11 protein-coding genes and 1 tRNA gene are annotated in these 12,776 nt (G+C 67.0%); 2 read left to right on the top strand and 10 right to left on the bottom strand.

Annotated elements, in window-relative coordinates:
• Window positions 1–5: 5 nt before the first annotated feature.
• The 5 genes from FRF71_RS01195 to FRF71_RS01175 form a co-directional block, all read right to left on the bottom strand.
• Window positions 6–1,160, bottom strand: coding sequence for an acyl-CoA dehydrogenase family protein (locus FRF71_RS01195; protein WP_147088835.1), 1,155 nt, complete (start codon window positions 1,158–1,160; stop codon window positions 6–8).
• On the bottom strand, window positions 1,157–2,146 hold the full coding sequence (locus FRF71_RS01190; RefSeq protein ID WP_147088834.1) for an acyl-CoA dehydrogenase family protein: 990 nt from the start codon (window positions 2,144–2,146) through the stop codon (window positions 1,157–1,159). Before FRF71_RS01190 ends, FRF71_RS01195 begins: the two co-directional genes overlap by 4 nt.
• A gap of 27 nt (window positions 2,147–2,173) precedes the next feature.
• Window positions 2,174–2,249 (bottom strand) — tRNA-Thr (locus FRF71_RS01185).
• A 30-nt stretch (window positions 2,250–2,279) separates the two neighbouring features.
• A complete protein-coding gene (locus tag FRF71_RS01180) occupies window positions 2,280–3,152 on the bottom strand; it encodes a hypothetical protein (RefSeq protein WP_147088833.1) in 873 nt (290 codons plus the stop codon).
• On the bottom strand, window positions 3,149–4,468 hold the full coding sequence (locus FRF71_RS01175; RefSeq protein WP_147088832.1) for a replication-associated recombination protein A: 1,320 nt from the start codon (window positions 4,466–4,468) through the stop codon (window positions 3,149–3,151). Before FRF71_RS01175 ends, FRF71_RS01180 begins: the two co-directional genes overlap by 4 nt.
• Window positions 4,469–4,569: 101 nt before the next feature.
• Between FRF71_RS01175 and FRF71_RS01170 the strand changes: the two genes are divergently transcribed.
• Window positions 4,570–5,157 (top strand): PadR family transcriptional regulator, encoded by a 588-nt coding sequence (locus FRF71_RS01170; RefSeq protein ID WP_147088831.1) that lies wholly within the window; start codon window positions 4,570–4,572, stop codon window positions 5,155–5,157.
• 71 nt (window positions 5,158–5,228) lie between these two features.
• Window positions 5,229–5,645, top strand: coding sequence for a hypothetical protein (locus FRF71_RS01165; RefSeq protein WP_147088830.1), 417 nt, complete (start codon window positions 5,229–5,231; stop codon window positions 5,643–5,645).
• Window position 5,646: 1 nt separating this feature from the next.
• Here FRF71_RS01165 and FRF71_RS01160 read toward each other — a convergent pair whose 3' ends face one another.
• From FRF71_RS01160 to ggt, 5 genes are all read right to left on the bottom strand, one after another.
• On the bottom strand, window positions 5,647–6,807 hold the full coding sequence (locus FRF71_RS01160; protein WP_147088829.1) for a glycosyltransferase family 4 protein: 1,161 nt from the start codon (window positions 6,805–6,807) through the stop codon (window positions 5,647–5,649).
• 38 nt (window positions 6,808–6,845) lie between these two features.
• On the bottom strand, window positions 6,846–8,432 hold the full coding sequence (locus FRF71_RS01155) for a sensor histidine kinase (protein ID WP_147088828.1): 1,587 nt from the start codon (window positions 8,430–8,432) through the stop codon (window positions 6,846–6,848).
• Window positions 8,429–9,121: a response regulator transcription factor gene (locus FRF71_RS01150; protein ID WP_147088827.1), complete on the bottom strand. Its 693-nt coding sequence runs from the start codon at window positions 9,119–9,121 to the stop codon at window positions 8,429–8,431. Before FRF71_RS01150 ends, FRF71_RS01155 begins: the two co-directional genes overlap by 4 nt.
• 32 nt (window positions 9,122–9,153) lie before the next feature.
• Window positions 9,154–10,674, bottom strand: a complete 1,521-nt coding sequence (locus FRF71_RS01145; protein WP_147088826.1) for a DUF4153 domain-containing protein — start codon at window positions 10,672–10,674, stop codon at window positions 9,154–9,156.
• Window positions 10,675–10,778: 104 nt separating this feature from the next.
• On the bottom strand, window positions 10,779–12,581 hold the full coding sequence (gene ggt, locus FRF71_RS01140; protein WP_147088825.1) for a gamma-glutamyltransferase: 1,803 nt from the start codon (window positions 12,579–12,581) through the stop codon (window positions 10,779–10,781).
• Window positions 12,582–12,776: the final 195 nt, after the last annotated feature.

The raw sequence follows: 12,776 nt of genomic DNA, 5'->3' as shown, positions 1-12,776 counted from the left end.
CCGTGTCAGCGCGTACCAAGGCCCCGGGCGATGATCCCGCGCAGGATTTCGCGCGTACCGCCGCGTAGCGACCAGCTCGGCGAATTGTGGACGATATTGGCAAGGACCGAAGCATAGGCCCCGGCCGCGCGCGGATCGGGTTCGGCGTCGATCAGTTCGCGGGCGATGTCGGGCAGGGCCTGTTCGAACAGCGCGCCGACATCCTTGACGATCGCCGCCTGGAGGTTGGCGTTCTGGTGCTCCTGCAACATCCCAGCGACCGAGCGCGACAGACGCCGCAGCACGGCGAGGCGCGCGGTGACCCGGCCAACCGTGATCTGCGCGGCATCGCTATCGCGGCCTTTCAGAACCTCGATCAGCTGGACCATCAGCTCGATCGAGGACAGGAAGCGTTCTGGGCCCGAGCGCTCAAACGCCAGCTCGCTCATCACCTGATCCCAGCCCTGGCCTTCTTCACCCAGCAGCATGTCGGCGGGCACCACGGCGTCCTCGAAATGCATCTCGTTGAAGTGGTGCTGGCCGGCGAGGTCGATGATCGGCTTGATCGTCAGGCCCGGGGTGTTCTTGAGGTCGATCAGCAACTGGCTGGTGCCCATGTGGCGGTCAGCTGGGGTCCCGCTGGTGCGGCAGAACAGGATCACATAGTCAGCCTCGTGCGCGAAGCTGGTCCAGACCTTAGTCCCGGTGACGCGGTAGACATCGCCGTCCTTCACCGCCTTGGTGCGGGTCGCGGCCAGGTCAGAGCCCGAGTCCGGCTCGCTCATCCCGATCCCGAACGACAGCTCGCCCGCGGCGATGCGGGGCAGAAATGCCTGCTTCTGTGCCTCGGTGCCGAACTTCAGGATCGAGGGGCCAGACTGGCGATCGGCAATCCAGTGCGCGCCAACTGGTGCCCCGGCAGCGAGGCATTCCTCAACGATCACAGCGCGTTCAAAGGCGCTCCGCTCATGCCCGCCATACTGCTTCGGCCAGGTCATGCCGAGATAGCCGGCCTGGCCCATCGCCCGGCTGAAGCCGCGGTCATAGCCATACCAGTTGTCGCTGCGCTGGCGCGGGGTGCGGTCCTTCAGCTGCTCATCCAGGAAGGTGCGGAATTCGGCGCGCAGGGCGACAACCTCGGCGCTGTCGGCTGGCGGGGCGGGAAAGGGAATCGCGGTCATAGTCCAGTCACCATCGGCCAATAGCCCGGACCGCCAGCGGCAAGCGCGGCAGAGCCCAGCAGTTTCGCCCAGGATACCTGACCGCCGAACTCGTCACGCCAGGCCCACAGGGCAGTGGTGTAAAGGTGGAGCCGGTGCTCACGGGTAAAACCGATTGCGCCGTGCATCTGGGTGGCAATGGCAGCCCCGGCGGTCGCGGCTTCGCGGGCGCGCAGCGTGCCGGCGGCTACGCCCAGCACGTCATGGCGGGCCAGCGCTTCTCCGGCCAGGTCGGCGGCGGCCGTGGCGCAGGCCAGTTCGCCGGCCAGCTTGGCCAGCTCATGCTGCACGACCTGGTTCTTCTGGAGCGGCTTGCCGAACTGGACGCGGGTGGCGGTGTGGCTCAGCGTCATGTCGAGCGCGGCTTCGAGCGCCCCGGCGATCTGGAACGCGCGAACAGTCGCGCCCGATGCCAGCGGGCACCACGGCAGCGCCGCTTCGGCATCGACCGTCCAGTCGATGGCAAGAGTCGGGCGCGGGTGGAAGTTGGCGGAGGTGCCAGCCGCGGCAATGGTCCAGCCAGCGCGCGGTACGCGGCAGAGCGTGTCCCCCACGGCCAACGCCAGGCAATCGAGCTGCTCACCCCAGGCAACGCGGGCGACGGTGCCGGTCAGGCGGCCATTGCTGAGTGTCAGGTCATCGGCCCGGGCGATCCCGGCGGGGCCTTCGGCCAGGGCCAGACCGGCGGCGGCGAAGAGCTGGTTGGCGGCCATTGTTTCGGCGACGGGGAGCGGCATGGCGTGGCTGCCGAGCAGGCGGAGCGCTTCGCCAGCTTCGGCAAAGGACAGGCCGAAGCCGCCCTGGTCCTCAGTCAGCAAGGCCAGCGGCAGCCCCATTTCCTCAACCTCGGTCCACAGCGCCGGGAGCCACTGTCCCTCGCGCGCGGCGGCTTGCGCTGCATCGTCGAGCGACCGCTCGAACAGCCGCGTGATCATCTCTGCAAGCATCTAATGACCGTCCCTGCGTGTGTTATATGGTGCCGGCTGCAGGGATCGAACCCGCGACCCCCTGATTACAAATCAGGTGCTCTACCAACTGAGCTAAGCCGGCAACGTGGTCTTTGTGCTGGTGTCCTTTGCGTCAGGCCGCGCCAAAGGTCCACCCCTCTGTTTGGGCAATTTCGGGGGTAAGCCCGTACGGAGACCAGAGCGCCGGATCGTGCGCGGCCTGGCGCAGCCAGGCGGCGGTGATCAGGGCGTCGGCGGCATGGTCGGTAATGGCGCCCGTTCCTGCAACTGGCTCCGAGCCGAGCGCGATCAGCGCAGCGCCAAGATCGGCATAGTCACGAATTTTCGATGCCCCGGTGCGCCGCCCCGCCGCACGCGCGGCGATGGTGGTGTAGATCTCGCAAACCACCGAACCAGTTTCCGGCAGCGGATCGATCGGCCAGACTGGCAAGCGCTGTTCCAGACGGTGGAGCAACCGCATCCCCGTCAGGCTTGATTTACCGACCTGCGCCGCGCCGACCAGGTTGAAGTTGGAATAGGGCCGGCAGCCCATCGCCTCCTGCACGCGCTCGGTTACCCGAAAGCGGCCGCGCCCCCCGCCGAACAGATCGCCCTCGCGTCCGCCGTGGCGGCGGAAGTGGCGGGCGGCTTCGGGGTGATCGACGAGGCTGCTGGCCGATAGGTGCGTATCAGCGGCGCAGACCCGGTCGACCAGCGCCCATAGCTCGCGGGCCGTTGCTGGGCTCTCCGCCCAGCCGGGAAAGAAGCCGCCGGCATCCGCGTGGGCCAGGCTGATCCCCATGTCGAAACCGACAATGGAGCTATCCGGCAGTTCGGTCAGCAGCCAGTCGAGCACTTCGGGGCGCGACCAGCGATGGCCAGGGCGGACCAGTTCGGGTGCGTCCCCACCGGCGCTGCACAGCGCAACCGCAATCCCATGGTGCCGCTCGCCTGCTGCGCCGGACCAATCGATCGCCGCAAAGTGCCGGAATCTGCCGGGCTTCATTCCCCGCGCAGCTCACGCCGCTTCTTGTCCCACCACTCCAGCCGCTTGAGCACCTCGCGCTCGAAGCCGCGTTCGACCGGGCGGTAGTAATCCTGCGCCGCCATGCCTTCCGGCCAGTAATCCGCGCCGGAAAAGCCGTCCTCGGCCTCGTGGTCATACGCATAGCCCGCGCCATAGCCGATGTCCTTCATCAGGTTGGTCGGGGCGTTGAGGATATGGGCGGGCGGGGCCAGGCTGCCGGTTTCCTTGGCGCTCTTCCACGCTTCCTTTTGCGCGACATAGGCCGCATTCGATTTGGGCGCAGTGGCGAGGTAGAGGCAGGCCTGTACGATCGCCAGCTCGCCTTCCGGACTGCCGAGGAACTGATAGGCATCCTTGGCGGCGAGGCACTGGACCAACGCCTGCGGATCGGCGAGGCCAATGTCCTCGCTGGCAAAGCGCACTAGCCGGCGCAGCACGTAAAGAGGCTCCTCCCCGGCGGTTAGCATCCGCGCCATGTAGTAGAGGCTGGCCTGCGGGTCAGAGCCGCGCAGCGCCTTGTGGAGCGCGGAAATGAGGTTGTAATGCCCGTCGCGGTCCTTGTCATAGACCGCCACGCGGCGCTGCAGGAAGGCGCCCAGGCCAGCCGGATCGAGCGGTTCCGGGATTGCCGCATTGTAAAGCGTTTCAGCCTGGTTGAGCAGGAAGCGCCCATCGCCATCGGCGCTCGCGACCAGCGCTTTGCGCGCATCAGGGGTGAGGGGGAGCGGGCCAGCTATGGCCTCGGCCCGGGTCAGCAATTCATCGAGCGCGCGGGCATCGAGCCGGTGCAGGATCAGCACCTGCGCGCGCGACAGCAGCGCGGCGTTGAGCGCGAACGACGGATTCTCGGTCGTCGCGCCAACCAGCGTGACGGTGCCCTTCTCGACAAAGGGCAGGAAGCCATCCTGCTGCGCGCGGTTGAAGCGGTGGATCTCGTCCACGAACAGCAAGGTGCGTTGCCCCATCTTCGCCGCGGTCTCAGCCTCGGCAAAGGCCTTCTTGAGGTCAGCGACGCCCGAGAATACCGCGCTGACCGAAACGAACCGCATCCCCACGGCATCGGCCAGCAGCCGCGCCGTGCTGGTCTTGCCGGTGCCGGGTGGGCCCCACAGGATCATGCTGGAGAGGCGCCCCGCCGCAACCATCCGCCCGATTGCGCCTTCCGGCCCCGTCAGGTGCTCCTGCCCGATGACTTCGCCCAGATTGCGCGGTCGCAAGCGGTCAGCCAGCGGCGCATCCTCGCGCGGTTCATCCGGCGCGGCACCGGGCAGGTCTTCGGCAAACAGGTCAGCCATAGGCTCAGCATAGGGGCAGGGAAGGATTCGGACGAGGGGGCTTGAATAGATACCTCTAAGATATATCTTGAGTGCATCGAAGACTCGAAAGGAATGGTCTGATGTTTTTTCACTACGCCAATCACGGCTGCGGCAAGAGCGCCGGCGGGCGCTGGCGCGGCTCGCGCACTTGGGGCCCGTTTGCCTTCCAGTGGGACGCCGGTAGCGAGGATGCGCCGCGCCGCAGCCGCCGCCGGATGTTCGATGGCGGCGAACTGCGGCTGGTGCTCTTGAAGCTGATCGCCGATGAACCGCGCCACGGCTATGACCTGATCAAGGCGATCGAAGAGCTGACCGGCGGGGCCTATGCCCCCAGTCCTGGGGTGGTCTATCCCACGCTGACCCTGCTGGGCGACATGGGCCTGATCGCCGAGGCGCAGGGCGATGGCACCCGCAAGCGCTTTGCAGTCACCGAAGAAGGCACCGCACACCTGGCCGAGCGCGCCGAAGAGGTTAAGGCGCTGCTTGCCCGTCTGTCCGAAATGGGTGAGGCGCGCAGCCGGCCCGATGCGGCTTCGCTGCGCCGCGCGATGGGCAACCTGCGCCAGGTGCTGATCCACAAGGTCCGCGCTGGGGAAGCCGGGCCGGAGCTGATCGACGAGATCGTCACCGCGATCGACGAACTGGCCCGCAAGATCGAGAAGCTCTGACCGCCGATTTTGCCAATCCGGTTTCTCATGATACCTTTCCCCCATCCTGACAACGGGATGGGGGAAAAAGGATGGAAAATTCAGTCGCAAGTGCGCAATCGACCACCTTCAAGGTCGTTGCCTGGCTTGGCCTCGTTTGGAATATCCTCGGGGCTTGTCTTTATCTGTGGGCCAAGCTCGATCCGGCCGGCGCAGCCGCCGGCGCAAGCCCGGCGATGCAGGAATACATGGTCAATATGCCAATCTACGCCCACATCGGCTGGTCGCTGGGCATCTGGGGATCGCTGCTGGGTTCGGTGCTGATGGTAATGAGGCGGCGGCAGGCGGTGCCGGCCTTCCTGGTCTCGCTGCTCGGCGCGCTGGCCAGCTTTGGCGCGCAGCTGCGGGCCGGGGTGCTCGATCCAGGCATGACCGTGTTCATCCTCGCCGTGATCGCGCTGCTGCTTTGGCTCAGCCGGCGCGAAGTGGCAGCGGGCCGGTTCGCCTAAGTCACCGCCGGTTCAAGGCCGATTTCTGCCGGATCAGCCGGATATAGGTATCGGCGACGACCTGGTTGATTTGGTCCCATGAGAAGTCCCGGCTGCGCCGTTCGCCCGCCTCACCGTGGGCACGGCGCAGCGCCGGGTCCTCAATGTAGGACTGTAGCGCCTCGGCAAACTGGCTTACTGCGCCCGGCCGGATCAACCGGCCTGAACGGCCATTGGCGACGAGGTTCTGGCTGCCCGTCGCAGCGGCGGCAACCACGGGCAGGCCGCTGGCCATCGCTTCCAGACTGACATTGCCGAAAGTCTCGGTGGTCGAGGGGAAGAAAAGGACGTCCATGCTGGCCACCGCCTTGCCCAGGTCCGCGCCCGCCATGTAGCCGCAGAATACCGCCTGCGGCAGGCGCGCTTCCAGCCACGGCCGCGCCGGGCCATCGCCGACGATCAGCGTGCGGTGCTGCACGCCCTTGCGGCGCAATTCGTCGATGGTGTCGGAAAAGACGTCGAGCCCCTTTTCCATCACCAGCCGGCTGTGGAAGCCCACAAGCACTTCATCATCACCAATGCCCAGGCTGCGACGCCATTCCAGGGAGCGGTGCGAGGGATCGAAGATCTCGCGATCGACCCCGCGCGACCAGATGTCGATGTCGTAATTCATCCGCTGATCGCGCAGTACCTGGGCCATCGATTCCGACGGGGCAACCAGGGCATCGCAGCGGCGATAGAGCCGGCGCAGCAGGGCTTCGACCACCGGTTCGAGCCAGGCCATGTTGTAATAGCGGAAATAGGTTTCGAACCGGGTGTGGACCGAGGCCAGGACCGGGATCTTGCGGTGCCGCGCCCAACTGACCGCACGGTGTGCAGCGAAATCGGGCGATGAAATCTGCACCACGTTGGGATCGAAAGCCTTCAGATCCGCGCGCACCCGGGGACTCAGCAGCAGCGGCACGCGGTATTCGCCGCGCCCGGGGAAGGCGAAGGACGGCACGCTGACCAGATCGCCTGTGGCTGGAAAGGCTGGCTCGTCCACCGTCGGCGCATAGACCCGCACCTGCGCGCCCTGGCGGAGCAGATAGCCGACCAGCCGGTTCAGCGCCTGGTTCGCGCCGTCGCGGACGTAGTTGTAGTTGCCGCTGAACAGGGCAATGCGCAGGTCGCCGGTTTCCATCGGCAATGCCCCTAGCCGATTGCGGCGGCGGGGGCGAGTCAGGCCGGGGCGGCAGGGAAGGTGAGGACAAAGGTTGTCCCCATCTCGGACGCCGCCAGTTCGAGCTGGCCATGGCCGTTTTCGGCCAGGGCACGCGCGATAGGGAGGCCTAGGCCCGTGCCCCCGGCGGCGCGCTTGCTGGTGAAGAACGGATCGAACACCCGCTCCCGGTCCCCCTCGGGGATACCGGGGCCGTTATCGGCCAGCGTGATCGTCACTTCATCGTCGGCCAGGCTGGCGGCAATCTTGAGCGCGCTGGCACCAGCCTGGCGGGCGTTCTCGGCCAGAGTGGTGACGATGGCTTCCAGCGCACCGGGTTCGGCGGCAAGCGGCGGCAGGTCGGCTGGGATCGCAAGCTCAGCGGCAAAGTCTTCGCGCCGCAATCCGTCAGCCACAGCCGCAAGGATCGGGGCGAGGGCCGTTCGCGCGGCAGGGTCAGCGCGGCCCATATCCGCCTGGGCCAGTTCCATCAGCCGGCTGACCAGCCGCGATAGCCGCCCGGCATCGGCGGCCATGTTGCTTAGGAAGCGTTGGCGCTCAGCGTCGGCCATGGTCGCGCCGTGATCCTGCAGCAGCTCGATCCCGCCCGACAGGCCGGCGAGCGGCGTCTTGAACTCATGGCTCAACGCTGCGGCAAAATCGCGCAGGTAACGCGAGCGGCGGGCAATCGCTGCCGACATGGCGGCGAAATCGTCATAGAGGCTGCCGATCTCGCGCACTTCGAGCGTCGGCCGCCGCGGTGCGGCATGGCGGCCCTGGGCCAACGCGCGGCTGGCCCGGCTGAGCCGTTCGACCGGGCTGACGATCGCGCGGGCCAGCACCCCGGTCAGCACCAGCAGCAGTGAAAAGATCGCCGCGACGCCCAGTGCGATCTTGCCGCGATCCTCCCACATGCCCCGGAACAGCGCCCGAGGGCTGCGCGAAACGAGTACGGCCCCAACCACCTCGCCCCGCACCACGATCGGGCGGGCCTGGTGCATCCGGATCGAGGTTGCCCGGCTGATCCAGTCAAGCGGGGTATCGCGCAGGTAGGCATCGTTGTGGCGCAATACGGTGCGGGGTGCGCCGGAAAGCGCGCTTTGTACCTCGGGCACCGCCGCCAGGCTCAGCCCCCGGTCGCGCCCGCTCAGCAGCAAGCCCTGGCGATCGAGCAGCAGGATCGAGGCGAGCGTGGCGCGCTTGGTTTCGGCAATCGCAGGGGCTAACCGCTCGGCCACTTGCAGCGCCACTGGATCGGTGGGGGCGAGGCTCACGCTGGCCGCAGGGCGTTCGGGGAGGACCGGGGAGGAGCGCAAGTCGACACCGCTTGGGGCATCCTCATAGTTCTCGCGCGGGTCTTCCTGCGGCTCAGGCGGGGCGGCCGCCGCCGGGCCTGGCCACAGCAGCGCGGCGCTGGCGGCAATCGCGGCGCTCTGCGCGGTCAGCTCGGCCTCGGTGCGGCGAATCAGCGCGTTCTCGTAAACGCGTAGACCCAGGGCAGCGATGCCGGGGAGCGCGGCGACGAACAGCAGGGTCCCGAACAGCAGCCAGCGCAGCCGCGGCACGGGCCAGAGCCGCAGGGCCAGACTGCGCAGCGCGGCGATCATGCCGGGGTGCAGGGCCCGAGCCGGTAGCCAACCCCGGCCCGCGTCTCGACCAGGCTGTCACACCCCGCCTCGGCAAATTTGCGGCGCAGGTTGCGGACATGGCTGTCGATCGTCCGGTCGGTGATCGCAAACCCGGGACCGTGGAGCCGGTCGATCAACTCGTCCCGGCTGAAGAAACGGGTCGGGACGGCCGCCAGGGTGCGCAGCAGAGTGAACTCAGTTACGGTCAGCGCCACGTCCTCCCCCTGCCAGCGCGCGGCCCAGCCATCGAGATCGAGGCTCAGCCCGCCGCGCCCCATTGGCTCGGCCACGGGTGCGGTATCGCGGGCAGAGCGCCGCAGGATCGCCTGGGCGCGGGCCACGACCTCACGCGGGGAAAAGGGCTTCACGACGTAGTCGTCCGCCCCCAGCTCAATCCCCAGCACGCGGTCAAGCTCGTCATCGCGGCTGGAAAGGAACAGGATCGGCAAGTCGCCCTGGGCGCGCAGCCGGCGGCAGACTTCCAGTCCGTCCATCCGCGGCATGTTGATGTCCAGCACCACCAGGTCGGGCGCGTCCTGGCCGATTGCCGCCAGCGCCGCCTCCCCATCCTCGGCTTGCGCCGTCTCGATCCCGGCTTTGGCGAAGGCGAAGACCAGCACCTCACGGATATGCGGGTCATCGTCGACGATCAGGACGCGGCGGGTCATGGCCTTGCCTTGTGGCGGTTCCGGCGGGAAGGTCAACCAGCCTTGGCCGCGGGATCATAAGGCACGCCCGAGCAGTCATAGCGCTCGCCCGGATAGGTCTGCACCGGTCCGACCCGCCGCTCGGCCTGGGCCAGTCGCTGCTGCCCAAGCCAGGTCCAGCCGCCCTCGGTCAGGATCTGGCCCTGGCGGTACTGCACCTGCGTGCGCAGCAATTTCACCCGCTGGTGCAGCATAGGATCGAGCGGGCGCTGCTCAAGCTCGATCAGCGGCAGCAGCGCCGAAGGGCCAAGTTCGGCCAGATAACACAGGTCGAGCACCGCGCCACTGCCGTCGACCTCGCGGGCGTGGCGCACGTTCCACTGCGCGGCAATCGCCCCGGTATCGATGAAGGCGTAAGCGCACAGCAGCAAGGCCGCCGCGCCGCAGTTGGCATTGATCAGCCACGCGGCGGACTTTTGCTTGAGCAGCCGCCACAGGATCAGCCCCAGGCCGAGCGCGACCAGTCCCATCCAGGCGAATGCGGCAATCCGCAGCCGGGTCAGCGAATAGGCATCGATATAGTCATAGAGCCGCAGCATGGCGGAAGCGACCAGCACCACGTTCTGCGCGATCCACAGCATGACCAGGCGGCGCACCAGCGGGCTGGCTGCGGTCTGCGAACCCGGGCGCAGCGTGACCAACACGAACAGTGCGGCAAGTAGGGCCGTCGCCACCAGCGGATAGGCCCCGCGGTGGGCATAATCGGCCAGGGTCATGCCTTGTGGCAGCGGCACCAGCCCCCACAGCCAGGCCAGATCCATCGCGTTCTGCACCACAAAGATCAGGTTGAAGGCCAGCAGGCTGAGTAACACCGAAGTCGGGCTCACCCCTGGCAGGGCCAGATCGCCCGACCCATCGAAGGTGCCAAAGAATGGCCGGCTGCGGCGCGGGCGCAGCACGCCCCAGGTGACGACCGCCACGAAGGTCCAGAAGAACAGCCGCTCGAACAGGGTATCATCGGGGAAGGGCAGCGAGAGGCTAGCGAAGAACTGTTCGATCACCGGGTTAGCCGAAGCGAACAGCAGCAGGATCACCGCCGATCCCGTCAGCGGCAGAACCAGCGCGGGCAGCGTGCGGCGCAGGCCGGCGACCGACTGGGGCTTGCGGCGGTGGCTGCGGGCCAGCTTGAACAGGTCGATCAGCGGCCCGAACAGCGCCTTGAAGCCATGGGCGAACAGTCGCTGCGCCCAGCGCCAGCCATCGTCAAACCGCGCCGTGCCGGGCAGCAGGATCGCCAGACCCAGCGCCACCCAGAACAGCACGAACGCCAGGATAGTTGCGTCGATTGCCATGGCCCCGGCCATCGCCAGCGCGACCATCAGCGCGGCAAGCGCCCGCCGGTCACGCCGCAGCGCCGGCAGGGCGAGGACCGCCGCCACGGCCAGCGCCGCGCCGAACAGGCCAAGCCAGCCGTGGCTGTGCCCGCCCTGATAGAACACCCGGTCCGCCAGCCAGGCCAGCGCAGCGGCCAGCACCAGCTTGAACCAGAACCCGTGGCGATAAACTGCTGACATGCGAAATCTCCCCTGATGGCAGGAGAGGGTCTAGCGCGGCGCAGCGCAGGCCGTGCTGGCGCAGCCTTGTGCTTGTTGTGCAGATCCGGTGCAGGCGGGCAGGCTCAGTACCCCTGCGCCTGCCCGTCCTTGCGCATTTCGGTCGCGCCGGTCAGCACGCCGGTCTTGGGATCGCGGGCGATCGCCTGATATCCGCCAAACATCGCGCCGTCCTTCACCACTTCGACCTTGTGGCCCATGGCCTTCAACGCGGCGACGGTTTCAGCCGGGATGCCGGGTTCTACATAAAGCGTGCCGAGCGGGTCGATCGTCGGGCCGCTGGCCGGCTCGGTCGGCTCGCGCCCCCCTTCGTGGTTCAGCCGCGCGGCATCGCCCGCTTCCTGCAGGTTCATGCCGTAATCGACCAGGTTGATCAGCACCTGCACATGGCCCTGCGGCTGCATCCCGCCGCCCATCAGCCCCAGCGTCATATAGGGCTGGCCATCCTTCTTCACGAAGGCCGGGATGATCGTCTGGAACGGGCGCTTGCCGGGCGCATAGGCATTGGCGTGCTTCGGATCGAGGCTGTAAAGCTCGCCCCGGTCCTGGAACATGAAGCCCAGCCCGTCGGGCGTCAGCCCGCTGCCCATGCCGCGATAGTTGGACTGGATCAGGCTGACCATCAGCCCGTCCTTGTCGACCACGGTCATGTAAGTCGTGTCACCTGGCCCTTCCAACTTCGGCTCGGGCTTGGGCTCACCAGGCGCGAATTCTGGCGAGGCGCGGTTGGGATCGATCAGGGCGAAGCGCTTCTTGCCATATTCGTCCGACAGCAGATCCATCGGGAAGGGCGCAAAGCCCGGATCGGCATAGAACTTCGCGACGTCGGCATAGGCTAGGCGCTTCGCTTCGGTGATATAGTGCAGCACCTGCGCGCTGCCGCGTTCCCATTGCGCCAGGTCCACGTTCTTGAGAATATTGGCCATCTGCAGCGCGGCGAAGCCCTGCGTGTTGGGCGGCAGCTCGCACAGCTCATAACCTTTGCGATAGGCTACACAGACCGGCTCGAACCAGTCGCTGCGGTGGGCGGCAAAGTCCTCCAGCGTATAGGCCGATCCCTGCCGCTTCAGGTAATCGACCATTACCCTGGCGCTCTGTCCGCGGTAAAACTCGTCGCGCCCGTTCTGTCCGATCCGCTCCAGCGTATTGGCTAGGTCCGGATTGCGGAACACCTCGCCGGCCTTGGGCGAGGCACCATTGGCAAACCAGGTTGCACGGGCATTGGTGAAATCGAACTTGGCCGAATTCGCCTCGAAGTTACGCAGCGCGCGGCGATAGTATTCGGCGATTACCGGGGCGACCGGATGGCCCTCGCGCGCATAGCGGATCGTCGGGGCAAGCAGATCGGCCATCGGTTTCGACCCGAAACGGGCGTGCATGGTGAACCAGGCATCGACCGTGCCCGGGATCGTCACCGGCAGCGCGCCCAGCGGCGGCAGGCTCTTGGCATCGCCCAGCTTGGCCTTGAGCTGCTTAAGCGTCTGCCCCTTGGGGCTGCGGCCGGACCCGTTGAGGCCGTGCAGCTTGCCGGTTTTGGGGTCATAGATGATCGCGAACAGGTCCCCGCCGATGCCATTGCCGGTCGGCTCCATCAGCCCCAGCGCGGCATTGGCCGCAATCGCCGCGTCAACCGCATTGCCGCCGGCCTTCAACACATCGAGTGCGATCTGCGTCGCCAGGGGATGCGCCGTTGCCGCCATGCCATTGCGGGCATAGACCGGACTGCGTGACCAGGGCGCGCCCGCGGGTCGTCCGCCCGCCCCGATCTGCTCGGCGACCGGGCGAAGCTTGTCTGGCTGTTCCTGCGCCAGACTCGGCTGTGCGAACATGGTGAGCGAGGCGGACAGAATGAGGGCGACGCGCTTCATGGCATACTCCGGCGGCTGGATAGCGGAGTGAAGCTCTAAGACGGAGGTGTGCTGGCGGCAAGCCGCCATACGGTGACGAGTAATGGGACCTCATGGCTAAGGCCTTGAGCCGTTAATCCGCCATAGTCTGGTCGCTACCGAAATGTCTGGAATCAAAAGGGCTTAACCGCACTAAATGGACAGCAAAGCAACGCG

The organism is Novosphingobium ginsenosidimutans, from assembly GCF_007954425.1.
Lineage (GTDB): Bacteria > Pseudomonadota > Alphaproteobacteria > Sphingomonadales > Sphingomonadaceae > Novosphingobium > Novosphingobium ginsenosidimutans.
The sequence above is the reverse complement of the archived record's forward strand: the minus strand, read 5'-3'. Positions and strand labels throughout refer to the sequence as shown.

What these genes read in the sequence shown, in the direction of transcription:
- FRF71_RS01195 (WP_147088835.1), bottom strand. Translation starts at nt 1,160, where the DNA reads ATGACCGCGATTCCCTTTCCCGCCCCGCCAGCCGACAGCGCCGAGGTT.
- FRF71_RS01190 (WP_147088834.1), bottom strand. Translation starts at nt 2,146, where the DNA reads ATGCTTGCAGAGATGATCACGCGGCTGTTCGAGCGGTCGCTCGACGAT.
- FRF71_RS01180 (WP_147088833.1), bottom strand. Translation starts at nt 3,152, where the DNA reads ATGAAGCCCGGCAGATTCCGGCACTTTGCGGCGATCGATTGGTCCGGC.
- FRF71_RS01175 (WP_147088832.1), bottom strand. Translation starts at nt 4,468, where the DNA reads ATGGCTGACCTGTTTGCCGAAGACCTGCCCGGTGCCGCGCCGGATGAA.
- FRF71_RS01170 (WP_147088831.1), top strand. Translation starts at nt 4,570, where the DNA reads ATGTTTTTTCACTACGCCAATCACGGCTGCGGCAAGAGCGCCGGCGGG.
- FRF71_RS01165 (WP_147088830.1), top strand. Translation starts at nt 5,229, where the DNA reads ATGGAAAATTCAGTCGCAAGTGCGCAATCGACCACCTTCAAGGTCGTT.
- FRF71_RS01160 (WP_147088829.1), bottom strand. Translation starts at nt 6,807, where the DNA reads ATGGAAACCGGCGACCTGCGCATTGCCCTGTTCAGCGGCAACTACAAC.
- FRF71_RS01155 (WP_147088828.1), bottom strand. Translation starts at nt 8,432, where the DNA reads ATGATCGCCGCGCTGCGCAGTCTGGCCCTGCGGCTCTGGCCCGTGCCG.
- FRF71_RS01150 (WP_147088827.1), bottom strand. Translation starts at nt 9,121, where the DNA reads ATGACCCGCCGCGTCCTGATCGTCGACGATGACCCGCATATCCGTGAG.
- FRF71_RS01145 (WP_147088826.1), bottom strand. Translation starts at nt 10,674, where the DNA reads ATGTCAGCAGTTTATCGCCACGGGTTCTGGTTCAAGCTGGTGCTGGCC.
- ggt (WP_147088825.1), bottom strand. Translation starts at nt 12,581, where the DNA reads ATGAAGCGCGTCGCCCTCATTCTGTCCGCCTCGCTCACCATGTTCGCA.